Here is a 21,380-nt window from a genome sequence, read left to right as displayed (position 1 = left end):
GCAATATTGATGTCACGCTGGCTGTTCTCGACTACCTTGACAGCCTCTGCTGTTTTGATATTGCTTACCGGGAACGTCCCCGCTTTGATTACGATATCATAGACTTTCTTGATCTCTATAACAGACTCCTCATCCATGCCCGAAACTACCTTACGGATATTCGTAAGGGTATGTACACGATCCCCCGGGTTGATTCGTTCAGGGCTATATCCAATCTTCCAATCCATACCGCACTTAAGTCCGGATTCTTTCTCAATGATCGGAATGCAGATATCTTCGGTAACGCCGGGATAAATCGTAGATTCAAATACCACGATAGCACCCGCACTCAAGTTCTGACCAACCGTACGAGACGCACTTTCCACAGGTCTGAGATCAGGAGTGTTATCTTCATTCACTGGAGTCGGAACGGCAACCACAATGAATTTTGCCTCCTTCAATTTAGAGGGATCTGCGGTAAACTCCACAGTGGTATCCTTGATGGCTTCTCCCACTTCATTCGTAGAGTCAATACCATTTATGTATTCATGAATCCGCTTCTCATTAATATCAAATCCGATCACCTTGACGTGCTTTGCGAATTCCACTGCGATCGGCATACCGACATAACCAAGTCCAACAAGCGCCAGCTTTTCTTTTCCAGAAATCAGTCCTTGATAAATATTATTGAATTTCATTTTCTTCCATGCTCCTTTATTCTGTTTATTCTAGAATTGAAAAGACCGCTCATCTCATTCTCTTTCTCTCACCAAAACGACCTGAAAAATCAATTGTACTGCAGCTTTCAAGCGGGAGTTTTACCATCCGACCTTCCGCAGCTGATTTATAAATCGCAAGTACAAGTTCCAATGCTCTCTTGCCGTCTTCAGCTGTCACATAAGGATCTCTTCCTGTCTTAATTGCATCAATTACATCGGCATACAAAGGTGTGTGACCGAAACCATATACGTTAGGCGGATTCTCATGGAATTTGGCTTTTACTTCTTCCGGATCATCCAAATAATCTGCAAAGCTCCACTCTTCAATCTTATTTACCGAGGTTCCGCCAGCCTTAATTGTTCCTTTTTGTCCAAACAGATACAGTGTTTCCTCAAGATTCTTCGGATAGATATCCGTAGTCCCTTCAACGATTCCGTAAGAACCATTTTTGAACTTAATCAATGCGATACCCAGATCTTCAGCTTCAATATACTCATGATTCAGTCTGTCCGTCATTCCCATAACCGTATCAATCTCATCCCCCATCATCCAACGAAGAAGATCGATATTATGAATGCACTGATTCATAAGCGCACCACCATCCTGCTCCCAGGTTCCCCGCCAATCAGCTCTTGAGTAGTATTCCCAGTCTCTGCACCATCTGATATGAGCTGTTCCATATAACATTCGGCCAAATCTTCCTTTTTCGAGTGCCTCTCTAATCTTCTGTACAGATTTATTAAAACGGTTCTGATGGTTAGCACATACAACCACACCTGCTTCCTTTCCAGCTTTTATGATCGCATCCGCATCGGCAATGGATAATGCAATCGGTTTCTCAATAATCAAGCTGCAGCCTGCCGCAATACAATCGAGCGCAATTGCTGCATGTTTGCCTGATTCCGTAGCAATACCCACTAGGTCTGGTTTCTCAACCGCCAGCATTTCTTTGTAATCAGTATACTGTTTAACGCTTTTCAATCCAAACTTATCTGCCTTCTCTTTCATGGCTTTAGGCAAAATATCGCACATTGCCACAAAATCCAGGTTATTGTTCTTTGCCGCCTCAATATGATTCGGGCTAATTCTACCACACCCAATCAATGCATACTTCATTTGCGCTTCCTCCTATATATGTTTTTTATAATCTGGGAATAATTGTCAGATTTTTGACATAGTTCATTTTCATTTGTTTATGATAAGACCTGTGATTAGCTTATCGGCCAACGTTTTCACATCATGTTTTTTTCTCATATGTGATTTTCCATTCTCACCGAATCTCATTCTTTCTTCTGGTGTCATTTCATATATTTTTATTATCTTCTCTGCTAAATCTACCGGATTATATGGTTCAAATTGTAATCCTGCTTTGCTCTCAACGACCTCGTTATCGTCATACTTAAATCCAAACAAAATACACGCTCCGGAATATAAGTAATCATTAATTTTATTCTTCGATATTCCATACTTAAAAACTTTCTCCCTGCCTCTAAATTCACAATGCGCAATACAAATATCACTATGGCTTAATAACGCAGGCACTAAATCCTTATTTATCCTATCTGCTATCAATACATTCTTTAATTTATGATCATTCACATACTGAACCATCCTATCTTTTTCTTCTCCGCTTCCAACAAAGATCATTCTTATTGGCAGTCCTTTTTCCTGAAGTATCTTCGCTGCCTCAAGCATTACATTTACACCTTCATACTCCACATAATACCCGGTATATGCACATATAAAGCCTTCCGATACAAACCGCTTAATTGTATCCGGCAGTTCTTCAAAACGCTCACGGTTTTCATCATATCTCTCACAATCCATCGGATGCCCTATCAAAGTAACTTTATTCTTTGGAATCCCCTTCTCGTCACATAAGTATCTGTCACCATGATAAAGCGAATAGATGATATGATCCGCGTGCATATAAGTAAATCTCTCAATAGCCCTAAAGAAAAGACACATTGGATCTGTTGGTTTCTTCTCTCCGCTGTCAATCCATATTTGAGGCCAAAAATCACGGACTTCAGCCACAAATCTTACTTTGTACTTCTTCGCCATCTTATAAGCAGCTATCCAAGCCAATGGATGGACCGATGCTCCTTCTACAACATCTGGTTTGCCATACTTTTTAGCAATTTGCGGCGCAAATCGAAGAACCTGTACCATAAAGCTAAACATATTCAAAGCCCGATCTTTACCATTATTTTCCTCGTAGCTATGTGTTTTTACATACACATATCTTACATGCTGAAACACTTTGGAAATAAACACCGGCTCTTCCGAAATGTATGTATGCGTATAATGGGAAAATCCGGATGAAAAGATAATGACATTATATCCTCGTTTATCGAGTTCCTTTGCAAAATCATATTGCCGCGAGATACCTCCATACTTCGGTTCAGAGCTATAATGGTCTACTATCCAGATTGTTTTCCTTTTCATCTTTTTTGATAATAATTGCTCATCTATGAATCCTTTTTCTGCCAATTTAATACTTTCCTTTAATGATACTCTTTGATAATCAAAATCATATTTTGACATAGTCTGGTCATATGACAGATTTCCAAATGCCTTATCTGCCAAATCACCTATTTTACCCGGAATCCCGCACGACAATCCAACGATCCAATTCCATGCCTTTGAGACCGAAATCCTATGGCCGCTTACCTCAGCTATCATTTTTACGATCTCACTCGTTCTACCGTACTCTGCATTTTGGGGCCAGAATACCCCTCCTTCACCTCTGATCATTACCTGGCACAGAAACTCACAGAGGTTTTCAATACACAACATTGATCTCTCATTCCTTACATCCGGAAAGATGAGCAGTTTCTTAGCCATCTTTGCAAGTATGGGGTAGTTCCCCTTACTGCCTTTTCCATATATCATGGGGGGCCTGAGAACTGTAACGGTGAATCTTTCGTCTGCCAGTTCTCTGACCCCTTTATCCGCTTGCCACTTCGAATCGCCATAGAAGTTTGCCGGCTTTGGTTTTGTATCCTTTGTGATTCTCTTACTTTTTCCATACGGTGCGGAATCCCCATATACGATTGCAGAAGACATGAATACGAATTGGCTGACGCCCTGCTCTTTTGCCTTTTTGGCTGTTTCAATTGCGAGATCCATGTTTATCGAATAATATTTTGCCTTCATTTCATCGGATACATTTCCCACATCTGCATGTGCGATACCCGCGACATGATAAACGACGTCATATAACGAGAAATCTTTTTTTCTCCAGCTACCATCTATCATATCTACGGTATCAACAGACAGTTTTGAGACATAATACTCTCTCACATAATTCTCAAAGGACACACCTATATAACTGTCAGCTCCGGTGATTAAAACCTTTTTCACTGGCTACACTCCTTCTTATGTATCTCCCCGGTTCCGCCTTCCACAACACCATCCCTTTTTGCAACAGAAAATATGGTTCCGATAAAACACTTCACATCAAACGGAAAGCTGATTTTCTTAACATAGTCTCCGTCCAGTTTTGCCTTATCAGGTATTTCCAGTTCATCTCTGCCGTTGATCTGTGCCCAGCCTGTCAGCCCCGGCTTTACATCATTGGCATTATATTTATCCCTCTCTGCAACCAGAACATCCTGATTCCAGAGCGCTGGTCTGGGGCCGATCACAGACATATTTCCCACAAAAATGTCCCATACCTGAGGCAATTCGTCGATGCTGGTCCGGCGCATGAATCTTCCCACACGTGTGATGTATTGATCCGGATTGTCCAGCATATGCGTCGGAACATCGCGAGGCGTAGACATCTTCATAGATCTGAATTTATGAAGTTTGAAATATTTCTTGTTTTTACCGACCCTCTTCTGTATAAAAAATGCCGGTCCCGGATCATCTGCTTTAATTGCTATGATGACGATCAGGTAAATTGGAGCCAGAATCATAAGCCCCACACCTGAGAGAAATATGTCAACTACTCTCTTGACATATTTCTCATATATCCCGGCTTTATAGTCGCTATTCCCTACAGCTTTCAAATGGCCACAGACACCATCCGCATTTTCTTTATCATTATCGTCCTCGACAAAAACTACCTTTTTCCCTTCCATCGGGTTTTGATATTCACATTTGCCCTGCCTCGCTCTGTTTATATTGTTGTGCGGCATACATCTAACGTCCCCTTTTTCAACAGAATGTCCTGCTTTTTTGCTCTTTCCCAATTTCCTCTCGTTTATAAATAAACATAACAAAAAAACTTGTAAGTCTAATTTACTTACAAGTTTCTATTCTTCGATTTATAAGCATGCTTCGCCATTCCAGAATCGTTTTTGTGACTCTGAATATTTTTAAATATGTCCATTATCTCCAGCACAGCGTGCGAAACGTCAAATGCTTTTGATAGCTTCATATAATAATGTAAGCAGAACTCCCTCCAACAGACTTGAAAAGATTGCTATTTACTGGTATTTCACTTCTATACCTTCCAATATTTCCCCATTTCTAATGCTTCAAACTGCATCCTAAAAAGGAACTTACCTTCTCTCCACAACTCCCATCCCCACCGTAACTTCCACCGTACGTCCCAGCAGAGGCACTTCCACCACTACCAACCGCTTATGCCGCAGAACCTTCTTCACATTCCCTTCAAAATCCTTCAGCGGCCCGGAAGTCACAACCAGCTTATCCCCTTCAATATACCCTTCCGAGTATCTCACCACATGCTCATCCCCGCCGAGCTTCCTCAGATACTCTTCCTCTTCCTTCTGAATCGGCGTCATTTCATCCCCGGTTCTGAGTACCTTCGTCATCGCATAAATCCGGTTCAGCCGTTTATGGAAATCCTCAATCCTATCCGTCTCAATAAACACATACCCCGGAAACAGTCTGGATGTGATCAGTGTCCTCTCCCCGCGGATCTTTGTCCACCGTTCCGCCAGCGGAACGAACACATCCTCGCCCTCATCCGCCACCCTGTCGCGGCACTGCTGGGCGATCTCCAGTTCCTTGCCGGTATAGACCTGTATGACATACCACATATCAGCTCTTCTCCGTGATTTCCAGGCCCACGCCTACCAGCTTCTCCTGATTATCAATACGCATACTGAGAAACCCCTTGCGCTTATGCCTGTCGATCTTCTTAATCCGGGATTCCATCCCGGTCAAAACCCCGGACCTGACTTTCAGGATTCCTTTTTCGATCACGCCGTAGGACATCCCGATCTCATCTTTCCCGTTGGTCAGCCTGTTCAGGAGCTCTTCCTCTTCCGGACGGATTGGGCAGAAACTGTTGCCGGTTCCGAGAAGCCTTGTAAATTCCGTCATCCGGGCAAGCGCCTCTGAAAGGGGTTTGGGGTTGTCTGTTATGAGAAACATATATCCCGGCAGGAGACGTTCCCGCTCCTCGTGCCACTGGCCCAGGTATTTTTTCTTTTTCACATAATACAGAATCTTGCAGTCCTCGTAGGAATCATCCGGAAGCATTTTCTCCACCCGCTGACGCATGGGCTCTTCCTGGCCTGTTTTCGTCTGTATTACATACCACATCTGTACCAGCTCCTTTGTTCATAGCTGCTTTTTGGGGATTTGTGTAACATTCGCTGCCGTTTTTCCCCATTTTCGTTCACCCTTCCGGGTTGCTCTCAGCGCCGGAAAAGCCTTTAAATCCAGCCATTCCGGTATTCCAGGGCTGGGGAAGAAACCATGGTTTATTCCCCATTTTTTGTCATGTCTAAATATCAAAAAATTCTAAGACAATTCGCAGAATATTCTATCAATTTGCTGGAAAACAGCAAAAATCAAACACGATTTTCCACAAATCATCGAAAATTATATTAGCACATCGAAAATATTTTTTCAAGACCTTTTGGGGAATAAACCATGGTTTTTTCCCCATTTACAATAAAACATGAGAATTTACAAGGATTCCGCCTGTTGGTAAATCCTGTATTTTCTCTGATTCTGCAAAAATCGTCATATTTATTTTCCTGTTTTACCACAAAATCGTTACTTTAATATTGGGAAATCATAAAATCTGACATGAGAGATCTTCCTTGCAAACCACCGGTCCGCCTCCGCAGATCCACAGTACTGCATCCATACAATTCACCACCGGTTCCGCGAATCTCCTCTCACACCACTTCCCCCGCCCCCACATATACTATATCAAACCAATCACCCAATCAGGAATTAAGCCTATGTATAAACTTCTATCTATTTTCATCCTGATCGCGATCCTTTTTCTCATTCTCAACCACTGCAGAAAAAGGAAGATCATCTGCCGGGTCCGCTGCATGAGCCTGGCCGAAAAATGCAGTCTCCTCAATGAGCTTGCCGAACCCTTCGGCTTCTGTTATGACTACCGGCAGGATCTCTTTTCCACCAGGACCGATGCCTGGCAGAAGGACTTCGGATATGGAAAGCTGTACGATCTGGCGGCGCCGTCCATGAATATGGTTCTGGACACGGAGCCAGTTTATTTTAATTATCAGAAAAAAACCTGGCTGATCCAGTTCTGGAAGGGACAGTACGGGATCACCGCGGGCGCTGAGATGGGGATTTATCACGCCGATACGGTCATCCCGCCTGTGCTCCGCGGACAGACGATCTTCCAGGCAGCGGAGGAAAACGAAATGCTCCCCATGCGCATCCGGCTGGTCCATGACTGCCGCAGACAGCTGTTCTGCCTTTCGCATATTCACTGGTGGCTCACCGGATTTCTTGTGGGACGTTGCATTCCGCCTTCTGAAATGACTGCGGAATATACGATCACATTCCCGGATATGGATATGTGCGGCTCCTTTCTCACCAGCCTGACGGAGCTGGGATACGGATGGGATGAGATCGAACTGGACGGAACCACCCTGCATTTTATCTTCTCCGTCCCGAAATCTTCCGAATCCCTCCTGTCCCCCGAATGGCGGCAAAGATTTGTGCTGTGGAAAGATCGGCTGCTCTGCAGGATCTACCTCAGATTCACCTGCCCCTTCTCCACCACCGCGGACCGGCTGCTGTACCTGTACTATTATCTGCCCTTTGCGTTCCGCAGGACCATCTGCCCGCGCAAGTTTAAAAAACAAAAGCGGATCTGGAAAAAATATAATTCCGACCGCCGGAGCCGCCGCTGATGGGATGGTATCAGAGGATCTCCAACGCGTTCCGGGATGCCCCGGTGCTTCCGCTGGACTGCGGCTCCCGTTTGGTCCTGTTCAGCGACTGCCACCGGGGGGTGGGCAATTCCAATGACAATTTTCTAAAGAATCAGCACCTGTACCTTGCGGCGCTTCAGCACTATTTTCAAAAAGGATATACGTATCTGGAGCTTGGAGACGGCGACGAGCTGTGGGAAAACCGTTCCCTCGCCCGGATCATAGATATCCACGATGACGTATTCTGCCTGCTCAAAGAATTTTGCTGCCGGGAACGGCTTTATATGCTTTATGGAAATCATGACCACTGTAAAAAAAATCTTCGCTACTGCCGCCGCCACTGCTCCGCTTTGCTGCTGCCGGATTTCCGTTTTCTATCCGGCCTCATCCTGCACGATACCATTTCCCAAAAGGAGATCTATCTGACTCACGGGCATCAGGCGGATTTCCTGAACAGTACGCTTGCGCCCCTCTCAGGCTTTCTGGTGCGGTACTTCTGGAAGCCGTTAGAGGCCGTGGGCGTATCTGATCCGACCAGCGCGGCCCGCAATTATACGAAGAAGCATAAGACAGAAACCCGGCTTGCCGAATGGGCCTCCCAGGAGCAGAAGCTGCTCATCACAGGGCACACCCACCGCCCAATGACAGGAAGTGCGGATTCGCCCTATTTCAATACCGGAAGCTGCGTGCATCCGAGCTGTATCACCTGTATTGAGATCAAAAGCCGCCGCATCACGCTGGTAAAATGGACCCTGAAAACGCGGGACGATATGTCCCTGTATGTGGCGCGGGAAGAGCTGGAACCGCCGGTATGTCTTGATACGTTTCGGATTGGCGTTCCAGATTCCGCACGGAACGCTCTGCGGTAAAAAAATACAGCGAAATCACATATCCATACGGTTTTCTGCTTCGCGGGAGCATGACATGCTGAGGAACTGTTGATAAATAACCTATGCATCTGACTTGTCTCATTATTCATCCGCTGCATCAGAAAATTTTCCAACTGTACGGTTGCAATCCGGAATCTCAGTTTTATGCAATTTATTGCAATAAAACTGAGATTATGGATTAGCAACCTACTCATGAATGAGCAAAAAGCGGCTGCGTTAGCAGACGTAAGAGTGCGTTAGCACGGTTTTTGCGAATGGATGAGTCGGTTGGAGGCTCTTTAGAGCATCCAACCGTACAGTTGGAAAATTTTGACGCAGCCCACTGCGCCTGCAGTTTTCTTCTTTGCAGATGAATATTTATCCCGCATGGTATGCATAGGTTATTTATCGGCAGTTCCTAACGTCAAAAAAGACGCAGTCTGACATTTGACTGCGTCTCTTTATTGTACCTGAAAATTGCCGTCTGCACGGTTGGGTGATCCAAAGAACCTCCCACCGGAGCAGCAGAACATAACTCCCATCAACGGAACATATCTCTGGTCAGCGGAGTATTCCCGGAGTCCCCCGTCTGATCCGTTCCTTCCGGCTTCTCGTCGATCCTCTGGATCAGCACAAACATCACAGCGCCCAAAAACGCACAGGCTACCACGGCAACCGCCAGCCGCAGAAAAGCAGTGCACAGCCAGTCCAGAAGCCCTGTCTCCGTAATGATAAGAGAAGTCAGATTGGCCGTCACATGGAGCAGGATCGGGGCTTTCAGAGAACCATATTTTTCACACACATAGGCAAGCAGCATCCCCAGTCCCATGGCATAGAGAAACTGCACCAGGTTCCCGTGGCTGAAGCCGAACAGGATGGAGATACTCAAAGCCGCGGGAAGAAATCCCATCAGCGCCCGGCACCGTTTGAACAGCAGCCCGCGGAACAAAAGCTCCTCGGAAACAGGCATGATCAGTCCCAGGCAGACCACCTGCACCGCAAAACCCGGAGCGTAAAATACCGCCGACGTATTCTGGTAGCTCTCGCTTACAAATGCCAGGTTTGTCATGACGATCAGCACATTTCCGCCGATACACACAACAATCCCCAGCAGCAGCGTCCAAATGTACTGAGACAAAGGCGCTTTTTTATTGACCGGAAGGTGTTGCAGCGCCTCCTGCTTCCTGTCCCTGCGGTACAGCGCCGACAGCACAGGAATCGTCAAAAGCGCCGCTGCCGCAAGCATCTGCACCTGGTAGCGGGCCACCATATCCATCAGCGCCGTCTGCATCTGGACCGCCGCCTGCGTAAATTCTTCATTAGTCATGGAATCTGTCCATGTCACAGATTGTATCACCTCGGGCACCGAGACGATGACCAGCACCAGTGACGCGATCATGACCCCCACAAATTCAACTCCCCAATAGATCAGAAATGGCCCGAACAGATACCAAAATCTGTTTTTTCCCGGAGCTTTATTCATCTTTTCTTCTCCTCACTTTCTCCTGCATCACTGCAGATTGCACGCCACAGGCAGTTCGGCGCCGCGCAGCCTGTATGGGTTATTTTTCCACAGCTCCATGCATCTGCATCCACGCCCTCAGTTCCGACTCGGTTCCTTTCAGGGAACCCTGTACCATCTCAGGCTTTCCTCCGCCTCTGCCGGAAAACGCGGCATTCAGTTCCTTTACCAGCTTCCGCAGATCCAAACCTGCGCTACCGATCACATAGCGGTAGCCCTCCTCATCATTTCCGCAGAATACGGCGCATAATTCATGCCCTCTTTCCATCACCAGATTCATGAGCAGCCTGGGGCCGTCTCCCTCCAGCCCGGACTCAAACAGGCACACCGCCCCTTTCTCTCCGTCGCTTTCCCTGGCCTTGAGCCACAGCATTTCCTTCTGCTGCTCCGCCAGCCTGGCCTTTAGCCGGGCGCATTCCTCCTTCAAATGCTCCACAGCCTCCGCCACCTCGTCCTCCTTTGCGCAGAGCGAAGCGGAAATCCGCCTGACAGACTCGGATTTTCTGTCATAATCCGCCAGGGCGCGGAACCCGCAGAGCATGGTGACACGGACGCCGCCCTTGTACCGCTGCACGTGGGTCAGCTTGATCACTCCGATCTCCCCCGTTTTTTTCACATGGGGAGCACAGCAGGCGCAGACATCAAAGCCCGGAATCGTCACAATGCGGACCCGCCCTTCGATCTCGATCTTGCTGCGATATTCCAGTCCGGCCAACTCCTCCCCGGAAGGATAAGAAACCTGGATATCCAGATTGGCTGCTGCGGCTTCATTTGCCCGAAGCTCGATCTCATGCAGCTCTTCCCGGGTGATCTCCCCATTAAAGTCCATGGTGCAGTCTGTACTGCCCAGGTGAAACCCCACATTGTCGTATCCAAAGCGGGCATGCACCAGCCCGGAAACAATATGCTCCCCGGTATGCTGCTGCATCTTCATAAAACGCTCCGCCCAGTCGATCTGCCCGGACACCGTGCTCCCGGCAGGAACCGGCCGGTCCGTGATGTGGGAAATTTTTCCGTCACGCTCCTGCACATCCAACACTCGGACAACTTCCGAATCCGCCTGAAGCTGCCCGGTATCTGCGTACTGTCCTCCCCCTTCCGGAAAAAACGCGGTCCGGTCGAGCACAATCTGATATCGCTTTTCTTCCGGAATCTCCCCGGTCCTGCCAGACGCTTCCGGATCTCGTTCTCTCTCCCGGGTATCTGCCGCCTGAGCGGAGGCTTCCGGAGCACCTTCTCCAACCGGGCCGCATTCCAGCACAACCGCCGTAAACGTCCGCATATGGCTGTCTTCGTAAAATAGCTTTTCTGTCATTTCCTTTCTCTTTGAAACCGTAAAACCAGGCAGACAAGGTCAATAGCGTGCCTGATCCACAGATATTTACATCCTTTCCGGCGCTTCGAATCCCAGAAGGTCAACGCAGACCTCCAGCACCTCTTTGGTCAGCCTGAGAAGCGCGAGATAGCCCGCCTTCTTTTCCTCGTTCTCTTCCGCCAGGATCCGAGTCTCATGGTAAAATTTGTTAAACGCGTTCGCCACATCATAGATGTAAGCACAAAGCTTGTGGGGCGCGATCTCTTCATAAACGGTATCGATGACTTCGTTGAACTTCGCCGTCTCCAGCATCAGCGCCTTCTCACAGTCGCTCCCCGGCTCCCGGATCCGAAGCGCGTCCATGGAACCGCCGTTTTCCTGATATTTATTCAGGATGGACTTGATCCGGACGATGGTATACAGGATATAAGGCCCTGTATTTCCCTCAAAGGAGGTAAAACGGTCCACATCGAAGATATAATCCTTGGATGCCTGGTTGGACAGATCCCCGTACTTCACAGCCGCAAGGCCCACCGTCCGGGCGGTCGCTTCCGCTTCCTCCCCGGTCACGGTCCGGTTGTCCATGATCTTCTTCCTCATCTCTTCCGTGATCTCACGGAGCAGGTTTTCCAGGCGCATCACGCCGCCCTCCCGGGTCTTAAAGGGCTTTCCGTCCTTCCCGTTCATGGTGCCGAAGCCCAGGTATTTCAGGTCCACCTCCGGGCGCACGATCCCCGTCTTCTTCGCGCAGCGGAATACCTGTACAAAATGCAGCTCCTGCCGCTTGTCCACCACATAAATGATCTGGTCCGGCTGATAAAGGCTCTCCCGTTCGATCAGGGTCGCCAGATCCGTCGTATCATACAGGGCAGCCCCGTCCGACTTCAGGATCATGCAGGGCGGCACGGCCTTGTTGTCGTCTTCCTCTGCCACATCCACCACCAGAGCGCCCTCGTCATAGTGCGCAAATCCCTTTTCCTTTAACATATGGACCATATCCGGGATATACTTCTGCACATCCGCCTCGCCCTTCCAGAGGTCAAAATCCACGTTCAGAACGTTGTAATTCTTCTTCAAATCCGCCACGGACACATTCATAATGTGCTGCCAGACCGCCCGGTAGCCCCGACGGCCGCTCTGCAGAAGGAAGGTAGCCTGCAGGGCCTTCTCCCGGTATTCCTCATTCTCCTTGGCATAAGCGCTGGCTGTCGGGTAGATCTCCTCCAGCTCCCCGATGGTAAACGGCGCCTCCTCCGGATATTCTCCCTCGTAATTCTCCTGAAAATAAGGCAGCTCCGGTTTCCGTTTTTCCAGCTCCGTGATGATCAGCCCCATCTGATATCCCCAGTCTCCCAGGTGGATGTCTCCGATCACCTGATTGCCCTTAAAACGGACGATCCGCTTCACGCTCTCGCCGATGATCGCGGAACGCAGGTGCCCTACATGAAGGGGCTTGGCCACGTTGGGGCCGCCGTAGTCGATCATGATGGTCTTCGGCTTTGTTTCCTTCTCCACGCCCAGGTTCTCGGCACCTGCCATCTCATTCAAAAATTCCGCCGTAAACCCGGGAGCGGCCTTCAGATTGATAAATCCGGGATTCACCGCCTCCGCATAGGAAAAAACCGCGCTTTCCTGCAGGTGCGCCGTCACATCCTTCGCGATCATGATGGGCGCTTTTTTGTAGGCCTTGGCCGCAGCCAACGCTCCGTTGCACTGATATTCGCATAAGTCCGGCCGGTTCGACAGGCTTACCTTTGCGTAAGCTTCATCGTATCCCGCTGCCCGGAATGCCTCTTCCATCTCCATTGTAATAAGCTTCAGAAATGTTTTCACTTTTTCACTCTCCATATGTTTTCTTTGTTCTTTTGACATTTTATCACCTATCCCGGATTCTAGCAAGTGTTCGTTGCCGGGTAAATATTTTTTCAAAAAAAGGTTGCTTTTTTCTCCCCGGTCCGCTATAATCTACCTACATAATATTTTCAAATCAATTTTCTGGGTACGATTTCGGTACCGGCTTTCTCATTTTAATTTCAAGTGGACGCGCAGAAGAAGGGAGAATATATGAAATATCAGGAGTTTGTTTGCGCTATCGAAAAGAAAATGAATCAGAAACTGGAAGGAGGGGCTAAGGCAGCACAATATACGGCAATCAAAAATAACGGAAAAGTAAAGAAGGGTCTGCTCATAGAGACCCCGGGAGTGAACATTTCCCCCACGATCTATCTGGAAGAATTTTATCAGCGCTATCTGGATGGCGAATTGATCGACAGACTTGTACAGGAGATCCTGGATTTTTACCGCACGGTAAAGTGTGACCGTTCCATGGATACCAACGGGATCGAACACTATGACTCCATTCAGGACAAGATCGTATTTAAGCTGATCCATACGGAAAAAAACCGTGACTTACTGGAAAGTGTCCCCCATATTAAGCTGTTGGATCTAAGCATCGTATTCTATGTTCTTTTGGATGTAAACAGTCAGGGAACCGCTACCATGACCGTAAATAACGACCACCTGGAGTATTGGGATGTGACAGAGGAAGACCTGCTCGCACTGGCCCGCAGAAATGTAAAACGCCTGCTTCCGGCGGAATTATTTACCATGCAGCAGGCCGTGGACGAGATCCTGCGTACGGTCCCGGGCAGACGGAAAAATCTGCTGAATGAATCTGCCGCGGAAGCGGATGATTTTATGTACGTGCTCTCCAATCCGATCCGCAGCTTCGGCGCAGCCTGCATCGTATATCCGGAGGTCCTGGATATGGCCGGACAGATTCTGGGAGAAGACTACTACGTACTACCCAGCAGCGTCCACGAGGTCGTGCTTGTGCCCGCGTCAAAGGGCATGGAGCCGGAGGAGATGGATGCGATGGTCACAGAGATCAACCAGACCCAGGTAGCCGAAGAAGAGATTTTAAGCAATCACGCATACCTCTACCAAAGAGAGACCAGAAGGCTGGTCATGCAAAATTCTTTCAATTTCTAAAAAGATCTATTTCAGTTCAATGATCAAAAAAGGTTCTGCTCATTTCAAAAATATTGAGTGTAAAGCAACAAATTTCCTGCTATAATATGGATAGAAAAGTATAAAGGAGCTGACGCTGATGCCAATGCAGGAAATTGAAGAATTAAAAAAACATTTCATAGACCAACTTTTTCCAATACAGATCTATCTATTTGGTTCTTATGCAAATGGCACATATACGGATAACAGCGATCTGGATTTTTATATCATTGTTCGGGACGAAATTTCAGATCTTGCGGAAGAGACTACAAAGGCTTACAAGGCCATCCGTAAAATAAAGCAACGTCCGGTAGATATCGTAGTAGGAACAAAAAGCAGATTTGAAGCTCGGAAAAAATTTCCCTCCGTAGAAAATGAGGTCTATCGAAAGGGGGTATTATTATATGAGGCAGGAATCGAAAGAGTGATATGATCTTGCAGTCATAGATTTAAAAATCGTAAGATACCTGGAAGAAACATATCGTTCAAAGTCTCTTGAAATTATCTGTTATCACTGTCAGCAAGCCGCTGAAAAAGGAATGAAAGCATTGATAATATATTATGGTGCTGAAGGCGGTATGCCAAAGCTTCATGACTTATCATTCCTTCTAAATCAGATAAAAAACAAAGTAGAAGTAGAAGACAGATTTTATGACTATGCAGATACACTGACTCCATATGGAGTGACAATCAGATATCCAAATGAACTGTTTCTGGAAGAAAGAAATGCAAAAGCAGCAATACAATATACCCATGAAATCATGCAATGGGTATATCGTATCATAAATGAGGCTTAAAGCAATTCATTTTCCAAAACCTTTACCAATCTGAAAAATTAGTTCTTTACTTTTTCCGAAATATGTGATAACATAATTAAAGTGTTCCGGAGAGATGCTTTCTTTCCGGAACGCAATACACGTCTGTAGCTCAGTGGATAGAGCACTGCCCTCCGGAGGCAGGTGCGGCGGTTCGATCCCGCCCAGACGTGTTTTTTTATTGGAACAATGAGTCTCGTAAAAATCACTTCTCCCCGTTCCGGATCTTCTCCTCCAGCCCGGGATCAAATTCCCCTTTCCGCAGCATTTCAATCTCATATTTGTAAGGCGCATAAGATTTTTTCTTATCTTCCAGATCCGGTACATAGGGTGTCTCCAGGATCTTCGGGATCTCCTCAAAGTCCGGATGATGCACGATCGCATTCAACGCGTCAAACCCAATCTCCCCGAACCCGATATTGGCGTGCCTGTCCTTTGCGGCGCCGGGTACATTTTTGCTGTCGTTGATATGGAATACAGCAATCTGGTCCTTTCCAAGGATCTGGTCAAATTCCCGGATCACATCGTCAAAATGATGGATGATATCGTATCCGCTGTCGCTGGTATGGCAGGTATCGAAGCAGACCCGCAGCTTTTCATTGTATACCACACCGTCATAGATTCTGGCCAGCTCTTCGAACGTATGGCCCACCTCAGAGCCCTTTCCCGCCATGGTCTCCAATGCAACGCAGCAGTCCGTGTCCCTGGTCAGAACCTCATTCAGCCCTTTCACGATCTGGGCGATCCCCGCATCGATACCCGCTCCTACATGAGCCCCCGGATGCAGGATCAGCAAATGGCTTTTGCAGGCGATCGTCCTCTGGATCTCCTTTTCCAGAAATTCCACTCCCAATTGAAACGTCTCCGGCTTTACGGAATTGCCCAGGTTGATGATATATGGGGCATGAACAATGATCTCCTCAATGCCGTGCTCCTTCATATACTCCCAGGCCGGCCCGATATTCAGCTCATCCAGCTCCTTCCTGCGGGTATTCTGCGGTGCCCCGGTATAAAACATAAATGTATCCGCCCCGTAAGAAACTGCTTCCTTCGCGGATCCGAGCAGCATCTCCCTGCCGCTCATTCCTACATGTGAACCAAGCTTTAACATAGCTTCTATCCTTTCCTTTTTATCAATCTCATACGTTGATATATCAAAAGCAGGACATCCCACCTGTTCTGATGAAATCTCCTGCTTCATAGTCAAATACATGCTCTGCGGCCATTCTGATCTGAATATCCGCTGCAGGCTTTTAACCCATAACTCCCGGATGCCTGTCCTGCCTGTTATACTCTGGACAGATACTCCCCGGTACGTGTGTCGATCTTCAGCACATCCCCGGTCTCCACAAACAGCGGCACCATAACCGTCGCCCCGGTCTCTACGGTAGCCGGCTTTGTCGCGCCCTGCGCGGTATCGCCCTTGAAGCCCGGCTCAGTCTCTGTGATCGCCAGCTCTACGAACAGAGGCGGCTCCACAGAAAATACGTTGCCTTTGTGGGAACAGATCTTCACATTCTCATTCTCCTTCACGAACTTCAGCGCGTCGCCTACCACCTCGGCATTCAGCGCGATCTGATCATATGTCTCAACGTCCATGAAATTATATAAATCTCCATCCTGATACAGGTACTGCATCTCCTTCCGGTCGATATGGGCTTTCGGGAACTTCTCGGTGGGACGGAAGGTCTTCTCTACTACACCGCCGCTGATGATATTTTTCAGCTTGGTTCTGACAAATGCAGCGCCCTTGCCCGGCTTAACATGCTGAAATTCCAATATCTGGTAAATATTTCCGTCAATCTCAACGGTCACGCCATTCTTAAATTCTCCTGCTGCGATCATATATAATCCTCCTTTAATTCTCGCTGTTACATTTATAAAAGTCATGCTTTTTCATGCAGGCATGAAATGCACAGCCTGTTGACACTTGTATCATTTTATAATAATTTCCAGCTTTTTTCAACCTTTTTTTATTCTTCGCGGGTCATTCTTTGCTTTCTTTTGTAAAAATACAGCACGATCCGCTCCAGATAACGCTTGAGGACAATCTGGATCTCTTCTTTAGGATACATCGGCTTGACCAGGATATTGCGGATTCCCGCCCGTTTTGCGCCCCACACATCGGTAAATAACTGATCCCCCACGAAGATCGTGTTTGTCCGGTCCGTTTCCATCATCTCCATGGCGCGGATGTAGTTCTTCCGGGCCGGCTTGCGCGCGTTAAAAATGTATCTTGTCCCGATCTCTTCATTGAACATCTTCACCCTGGGCTCCTGGTTGTTGGAGATCAGGCAGGTGGCAAATCCGATTGATTCCAACCTGCCAAACAGCTCCTTTGCCCTCTTGTCCGCAGGCGCGCCATGGGGAACTAGGGTATTGTCGATATCAAAGATCACGCCCCGGTATCCCTCTTTATATAGTTTTTCAAAAGGGATGATATAGGTGGAAGCCACATATTCATCCGGAAAGAACATATCAAACATATCCCCGTCTCCTTTCCCTGAGTCCGATACTGCTGTTTACACCCCCCGGCCAGCCAAAGCTCCTGCAGCAGGCTGACAGGGCCGCTACAGCTTCGCGATCAGCTCCTCGCAGATCTGGAGTACGCTCTTACCGTCCGTATAGATCACGATATCCGCCGCCTTTTCGTATTTTTCCCGGCGTTTTTCCATCAGCTCCGCAATAAATTCCACATTGTTGTTTCCGTTCAGGATCGGACGGTCGGTACTGTCCTTCACACGCTCATAAATCGTATGAGGGCTTGCGGTCAAAAGCACCACGCGTCCGTTTTTCTTCATCTCCGCCACATTTTCTTCCCGGAGCGCGGCGCCGCCTCCGCAGGAGATCACCGCCTGCTTCCGAAGCTGCATCTCTTTCAGGAGCTGGGTTTCCCTGTTGCGGAAATATTCTTCCCCGTAGGTCGCGAAGATATCCGGGATGCTCATGCCCTCCCGCTCCGCGATCACCTGGTCCATCTCCACCACATCCATGGCGAACATGGTGCTGAGGTACTCGGAAACCGTCGATTTTCCCGCCCCCATAAAGCCGATCAGAACAATATTATAGTCAAACAGGTGTCTTGCCTGGATCCGTTTGCTGCTCCTGACAATTTCCGAAAAGACGTTCTCGATCTCATTCTGATAGCAGTGGCCTTCCAGCCTTTCCTGTCTTCTGTGCTCCTGCTTCTCCTCCTGTGCAGGCTGCAGGACGGGCATGCCGTACTCCTGCTTGTAGGCCATGATCTTTTCTATAATCGAATTGCGCTCCTCCAGAACGTCGATGATCCTGTCATCGCACATGGCAAGCTGTTCCCGGTACATCTCCAAATCGTTCATCTTTGTTTCTCTTCTCCCTTTTCCTGATTCTGATCTGTTTTTCCGCCTCATACCCACGAAACGGAAATCCGGAAGCCTCCCGCAGGCTTCTGTTTCCTCCATTTTCCGTCTGTCTGCTTATTCTTCTTTGATCTTCGTTTTCAGAGCGGCATCCACATCCGCCTTGAAAAGCTTCCACGCGTCTTCATTTTCCACAAAATACTTGGGGCAGTTCTTTTCCGTCACATCATAATGCCGGATGACCGCTTCCGCGTCCAGGTCATATTTTGCACACAGAAATGCCGTCAGCCGGACCATGGAAATATAGGTCTCCTGGTTGAACTTTCCCGTAGCGTCAGGATGGCAGCACTCAATGGAAATAGTATCGCGGTTGCGCTCATTGGACGCATAAGCGACCTCCTGGGTCGGAATGCACTGCACGATCTCACCGTCCAGTCCCACGATGAAATGGCTGCTCACAGAGGCTCCGTGCCCGTCCTGCAGGCTGTTGAAATAGTCCCGATTCTGCTGCGCCGTACTCCCCGGATTGGCCGTATAGTGGATCACGATCCCAGCAACGGAATCCACTTCTGTTCCCGGCCTGGAATAGTCATTCACATCCAGAAGCTGGACACTGATCTCCGGCTCCGACGCGTCCAGGCTCAGCCCGCTGGTCTCCACCTCCTCGGCGGAACAGCGGGTGAGCAGGAACATCACCAGCAGCGTCAGCAGCACCCCGGCCGCGATTCCGGACAGAAAGCTCTTTGGCTCCAGGTTGACGCGGACTGTCAGCTTCCGGGGACTTTTCTTCTTTCTTCTTTTTTTCTTCCGTTTTCCTTTATGCTTCGCAGCCTTCCCCGTGCTCTTCTGTACCGTGCCGCCTGGCCCCGCGTTTTTCAGATCCGTACTGCCCAGGTCCATGCCGCTCTGCCCGGTTCCTCTTTGTTCCGTGCTCTCCTGTTCCATCTTTATCTGCTCCGTACATTTTTCCCGTGCGCCTGCGCCGAAGCGCGGCTGCTGCTATTTTTCTGCAACTCCTTATGCAGGTTTTTATTCGTCCACGCTGTAGTTCGGCGCTTCCTTCGTAATATGGATATCGTGAGGATGGCTTTCCTTCAGCGAAGCAGCGGAAATCTTCACGAACTGGCCGTTCTGCTTCAGCTCCTCAATGGTTGCCGTGCCGCAGTACCCCATACCGGACCGCAGGCCACCCATAAGCTGGAATACCGTATCCTCCACGGTTCCCTTATATGCCACGCGTCCTTCCACGCCTTCCGGAACCAGCTTCTTCGCGTTCTCCTGGAAATAGCGGTCCTTGCTGCCGTTCTCCATCGCCGCAATGGAACCCATCCCGCGGTATACCTTATACTTTCTTCCCTGATACAGTTCAAATGTTCCCGGGCTTTCATCGCATCCCGCGAAAATGCTTCCCATCATGCATACATTGGCACCTGCCGCGATCGCTTTCGTCATATCTCCGGAATACTTGATGCCGCCGTCCGCAATGATCGGGATCCCGTATTCTCTTGCCGCGCCGTAGCAGTCCATCACGGCCGTAATCTGGGGAACACCGATTCCCGCAACTACGCGGGTGGTACAGATCGAACCAGGTCCGATCCCCACCTTCACCGCATCGACTCCGGCCTCGATCAGCGCCCTTGTCGCGTCGGCCGTTGCCACATTTCCGGCGATGACCTGCAGCTCCGGAAACTTTTCCTTGACCATGCGGACTGCCTGCAGCACGTTGGCGGAATGCCCGTGAGCGGAATCCATGACGATCACATCCACCTTGGCATCCACAAGCGCCTCCACACGGTCCAGGCAATTGGCTGTAATTCCGATGGCCGCTCCGCAGAGCAGACGCCCCTGGGCATCCTTCGCGGAAGACGGATACTTGATCTGCTTCTCAATGTCCTTGATGGTGATCAGCCCTTTCAGGTTGCCGTATTCATCCACGATCGGGAGCTTTTCCTTTCTTGCTTTTGCAAGGATCTGCTTTGCCTCGTCCAGTGTAATCCCTTCGCGGGCTGTGATCAGGCCCTCGGAGGTCATGCTTTCTTTGATTTTCTTGGAGAAATCTGTTTCGAATTTTAAATCACGGTTTGTAATGATCCCGACAAGCTTCCTGCCCTCAGTTACCGGGACGCCGGATATACGGAACTTTGCCATCAGATCGTTGGCATCCTTCAATGTATGCTCCGGTGAGAGATAAAACGGATCCGTAATGACCCCGTTTTCAGACCTTTTTACCTTATCCACTTCCTCTGCCTGCTGCTCTATAGACATGTTCTTGTGGATGATACCGATTCCGCCCTGACGTGCCATCGCGATGGCCATCCGGTACTCGGTTACCGTATCCATCCCTGCACTCATCATCGGAATATTCAGCTTAATGTTCTTTGTCAGATTCGTAGACAAGTTTACCTGGTTCGGAATCACTTCCGAATATGCCGGCACCAACAGCACATCATCAAATGTAATACCTTCTCCAATAATTCTGCCCATGACTTTACCTTCCTCTCCTTTTGTGTTGGGGCAATCCCGTTACTCTTGAAACAATTCCTATGTAGATCCGCCTGCCAGCATATCTCCGCAATGAATGCAGATTTTTGGAGGTCGAATCAGAGGTATTTTATCTGATATGGTACAAAAATTCCGTAGGCTTGTCAAGTGCTTTTCATATAAAAAAGAGTTTCGCATCTGGCTGTTA

At 48.4% G+C, this 21,380-nt stretch carries 20 protein-coding genes and 1 tRNA gene; 6 read left to right on the top strand and 15 right to left on the bottom strand.

What is annotated here, in order from left to right; genetic code table 11:
- The 6 genes from ACTOY7_RS16890 to loaP (ACTOY7_RS16865) form a co-directional block, all read right to left on the bottom strand.
- Positions 1–677: nucleotide sugar dehydrogenase (locus ACTOY7_RS16890; protein ID WP_482672714.1), on the bottom strand; the 677-nt coding region annotated here is incomplete at its 3' end.
- A 49-nt stretch (positions 678–726) separates the two neighbouring features.
- Entirely contained in the window at positions 727–1,815 is a 1,089-nt protein-coding gene (locus ACTOY7_RS16885; RefSeq protein WP_482672713.1) for a Gfo/Idh/MocA family protein, read from the bottom strand.
- 69 nt (positions 1,816–1,884) lie between these two features.
- Positions 1,885–4,065 (bottom strand): NAD-dependent epimerase/dehydratase family protein, encoded by a 2,181-nt coding sequence (locus ACTOY7_RS16880; RefSeq protein WP_482672459.1) that lies wholly within the window; start codon positions 4,063–4,065, stop codon positions 1,885–1,887.
- On the bottom strand, positions 4,062–4,898 hold the full coding sequence (locus ACTOY7_RS16875; protein WP_482672167.1) for a sugar transferase: 837 nt from the start codon (positions 4,896–4,898) through the stop codon (positions 4,062–4,064). Before ACTOY7_RS16875 ends, ACTOY7_RS16880 begins: the two co-directional genes overlap by 4 nt.
- Positions 4,899–5,210: 312 nt before the next feature.
- Positions 5,211–5,714, bottom strand: coding sequence for an antiterminator LoaP (loaP, locus tag ACTOY7_RS16870; RefSeq protein ID WP_482672168.1), 504 nt, complete (start codon positions 5,712–5,714; stop codon positions 5,211–5,213).
- 1 nt (position 5,715) lies between these two features.
- A complete protein-coding gene (gene loaP / locus ACTOY7_RS16865) occupies positions 5,716–6,222 on the bottom strand; it encodes an antiterminator LoaP (protein ID WP_482671212.1) in 507 nt (168 codons plus the stop codon).
- Between the two features lie 650 nt (positions 6,223–6,872).
- Between loaP (ACTOY7_RS16865) and ACTOY7_RS16860 the strand changes: the two genes are divergently transcribed.
- Together ACTOY7_RS16860 and ACTOY7_RS16855 are read left to right on the top strand one after the other, a co-directional pair.
- Positions 6,873–7,802 (top strand): DUF4474 domain-containing protein, encoded by a 930-nt coding sequence (locus ACTOY7_RS16860; protein WP_482671211.1) that lies wholly within the window; start codon positions 6,873–6,875, stop codon positions 7,800–7,802.
- Positions 7,802–8,692 carry a metallophosphoesterase gene (locus ACTOY7_RS16855; protein WP_300886023.1) on the top strand — a complete coding sequence of 297 codons (891 nt, stop codon included), beginning with the start codon at positions 7,802–7,804 and terminating at the stop codon, positions 8,690–8,692. Before ACTOY7_RS16860 ends, ACTOY7_RS16855 begins: the two co-directional genes overlap by 1 nt.
- Before the next feature lie 541 nt (positions 8,693–9,233).
- Here the strand turns inward: ACTOY7_RS16855 and ACTOY7_RS16850 are convergent.
- From ACTOY7_RS16850 to argS, 3 genes are all read right to left on the bottom strand, one after another.
- Positions 9,234–10,175: a CPBP family intramembrane glutamic endopeptidase gene (locus ACTOY7_RS16850; RefSeq protein WP_482671210.1), complete on the bottom strand. Its 942-nt coding sequence runs from the start codon at positions 10,173–10,175 to the stop codon at positions 9,234–9,236.
- Between the two features lie 79 nt (positions 10,176–10,254).
- On the bottom strand, positions 10,255–11,529 hold the full coding sequence (locus ACTOY7_RS16845; RefSeq protein WP_482671209.1) for an alanyl-tRNA editing protein: 1,275 nt from the start codon (positions 11,527–11,529) through the stop codon (positions 10,255–10,257).
- Between the two features lie 66 nt (positions 11,530–11,595).
- Positions 11,596–13,362, bottom strand: a complete 1,767-nt coding sequence (gene argS / locus ACTOY7_RS16840) for an arginine--tRNA ligase (RefSeq protein WP_482671208.1) — start codon at positions 13,360–13,362, stop codon at positions 11,596–11,598.
- Positions 13,363–13,593: 231 nt separating this feature from the next.
- Here argS and ACTOY7_RS16835 point away from each other — a divergent pair, with 231 nt between their 5' ends.
- The 4 genes from ACTOY7_RS16835 to ACTOY7_RS16820 all read left to right on the top strand — a co-directional run bounded on the left by ACTOY7_RS16835 (position 13,594) and on the right by ACTOY7_RS16820 (position 15,526).
- Positions 13,594–14,520 (top strand): DUF5688 family protein, encoded by a 927-nt coding sequence (locus ACTOY7_RS16835; RefSeq protein ID WP_300886019.1) that lies wholly within the window; start codon positions 13,594–13,596, stop codon positions 14,518–14,520.
- 118 nt (positions 14,521–14,638) lie between these two features.
- Positions 14,639–14,971 carry a nucleotidyltransferase domain-containing protein gene (locus ACTOY7_RS16830; protein WP_300822939.1) on the top strand — a complete coding sequence of 111 codons (333 nt, stop codon included), beginning with the start codon at positions 14,639–14,641 and terminating at the stop codon, positions 14,969–14,971.
- Between the two features lie 10 nt (positions 14,972–14,981).
- Positions 14,982–15,335 carry a HEPN domain-containing protein gene (locus tag ACTOY7_RS16825; protein ID WP_160282062.1) on the top strand — a complete coding sequence of 118 codons (354 nt, stop codon included), beginning with the start codon at positions 14,982–14,984 and terminating at the stop codon, positions 15,333–15,335.
- 119 nt (positions 15,336–15,454) lie between these two features.
- Positions 15,455–15,526: transfer RNA gene (locus ACTOY7_RS16820), tRNA-Arg, on the top strand.
- 32 nt (positions 15,527–15,558) lie between these two features.
- Here the strand turns inward: ACTOY7_RS16820 and ACTOY7_RS16815 are convergent.
- The 6 genes from ACTOY7_RS16815 to guaB form a co-directional block, all read right to left on the bottom strand.
- Positions 15,559–16,464 (bottom strand): deoxyribonuclease IV, encoded by a 906-nt coding sequence (locus ACTOY7_RS16815; protein ID WP_482671213.1) that lies wholly within the window; start codon positions 16,462–16,464, stop codon positions 15,559–15,561.
- Between the two features lie 176 nt (positions 16,465–16,640).
- The gene (efp, locus tag ACTOY7_RS16810; protein ID WP_016297103.1) at positions 16,641–17,198 is read right to left on the bottom strand and encodes an elongation factor P; all 558 of its coding nucleotides are present in this window, start codon (positions 17,196–17,198) and stop codon (positions 16,641–16,643) included.
- A 128-nt stretch (positions 17,199–17,326) separates the two neighbouring features.
- The gene (locus ACTOY7_RS16805; protein WP_300822937.1) at positions 17,327–17,839 is read right to left on the bottom strand and encodes a YqeG family HAD IIIA-type phosphatase; all 513 of its coding nucleotides are present in this window, start codon (positions 17,837–17,839) and stop codon (positions 17,327–17,329) included.
- Between the two features lie 84 nt (positions 17,840–17,923).
- Positions 17,924–18,691: a shikimate kinase gene (locus tag ACTOY7_RS16800; protein ID WP_160282060.1), complete on the bottom strand. Its 768-nt coding sequence runs from the start codon at positions 18,689–18,691 to the stop codon at positions 17,924–17,926.
- Positions 18,692–18,808: 117 nt separating this feature from the next.
- Positions 18,809–19,636, bottom strand: coding sequence for a peptidoglycan recognition protein family protein (locus ACTOY7_RS16795; protein ID WP_304970792.1), 828 nt, complete (start codon positions 19,634–19,636; stop codon positions 18,809–18,811).
- An 84-nt stretch (positions 19,637–19,720) separates the two neighbouring features.
- The gene (gene guaB, locus ACTOY7_RS16790) at positions 19,721–21,175 is read right to left on the bottom strand and encodes an IMP dehydrogenase (RefSeq protein ID WP_160282048.1); all 1,455 of its coding nucleotides are present in this window, start codon (positions 21,173–21,175) and stop codon (positions 19,721–19,723) included.
- Between the last annotated feature and the right edge of the window lie 205 nt (positions 21,176–21,380).

This window comes from Schaedlerella sp., assembly GCF_056796775.1.
This window is presented reverse-complemented; position numbering and strand designations above follow the sequence as displayed.

Coding starts and splice junctions, on each gene's coding strand:
- ACTOY7_RS16885 (WP_482672713.1), bottom strand. CDS start 1,815: ATGAAGTATGCATTGATTGGGTGTGGTAGAATTAGCCCGAATCATATT.
- loaP (WP_482672168.1), bottom strand. CDS start 5,714: ATGTGGTATGTCATACAGGTCTATACCGGCAAGGAACTGGAGATCGCC.
- loaP (WP_482671212.1), bottom strand. CDS start 6,222: ATGTGGTATGTAATACAGACGAAAACAGGCCAGGAAGAGCCCATGCGT.
- ACTOY7_RS16860 (WP_482671211.1), top strand. CDS start 6,873: ATGTATAAACTTCTATCTATTTTCATCCTGATCGCGATCCTTTTTCTC.
- ACTOY7_RS16855 (WP_300886023.1), top strand. CDS start 7,802: ATGGGATGGTATCAGAGGATCTCCAACGCGTTCCGGGATGCCCCGGTG.
- ACTOY7_RS16850 (WP_482671210.1), bottom strand. CDS start 10,175: ATGAATAAAGCTCCGGGAAAAAACAGATTTTGGTATCTGTTCGGGCCA.
- ACTOY7_RS16845 (WP_482671209.1), bottom strand. CDS start 11,529: ATGACAGAAAAGCTATTTTACGAAGACAGCCATATGCGGACGTTTACG.
- ACTOY7_RS16835 (WP_300886019.1), top strand. CDS start 13,594: ATGAAATATCAGGAGTTTGTTTGCGCTATCGAAAAGAAAATGAATCAG.
- ACTOY7_RS16830 (WP_300822939.1), top strand. CDS start 14,639: ATGCCAATGCAGGAAATTGAAGAATTAAAAAAACATTTCATAGACCAA.
- ACTOY7_RS16815 (WP_482671213.1), bottom strand. CDS start 16,464: ATGTTAAAGCTTGGTTCACATGTAGGAATGAGCGGCAGGGAGATGCTG.
- efp (WP_016297103.1), bottom strand. CDS start 17,198: ATGATCGCAGCAGGAGAATTTAAGAATGGCGTGACCGTTGAGATTGAC.
- ACTOY7_RS16805 (WP_300822937.1), bottom strand. CDS start 17,839: ATGTTTGATATGTTCTTTCCGGATGAATATGTGGCTTCCACCTATATC.
- ACTOY7_RS16800 (WP_160282060.1), bottom strand. CDS start 18,691: ATGAACGATTTGGAGATGTACCGGGAACAGCTTGCCATGTGCGATGAC.
- ACTOY7_RS16795 (WP_304970792.1), bottom strand. CDS start 19,636: ATGGAACAGGAGAGCACGGAACAAAGAGGAACCGGGCAGAGCGGCATG.
- guaB (WP_160282048.1), bottom strand. CDS start 21,175: ATGGGCAGAATTATTGGAGAAGGTATTACATTTGATGATGTGCTGTTG.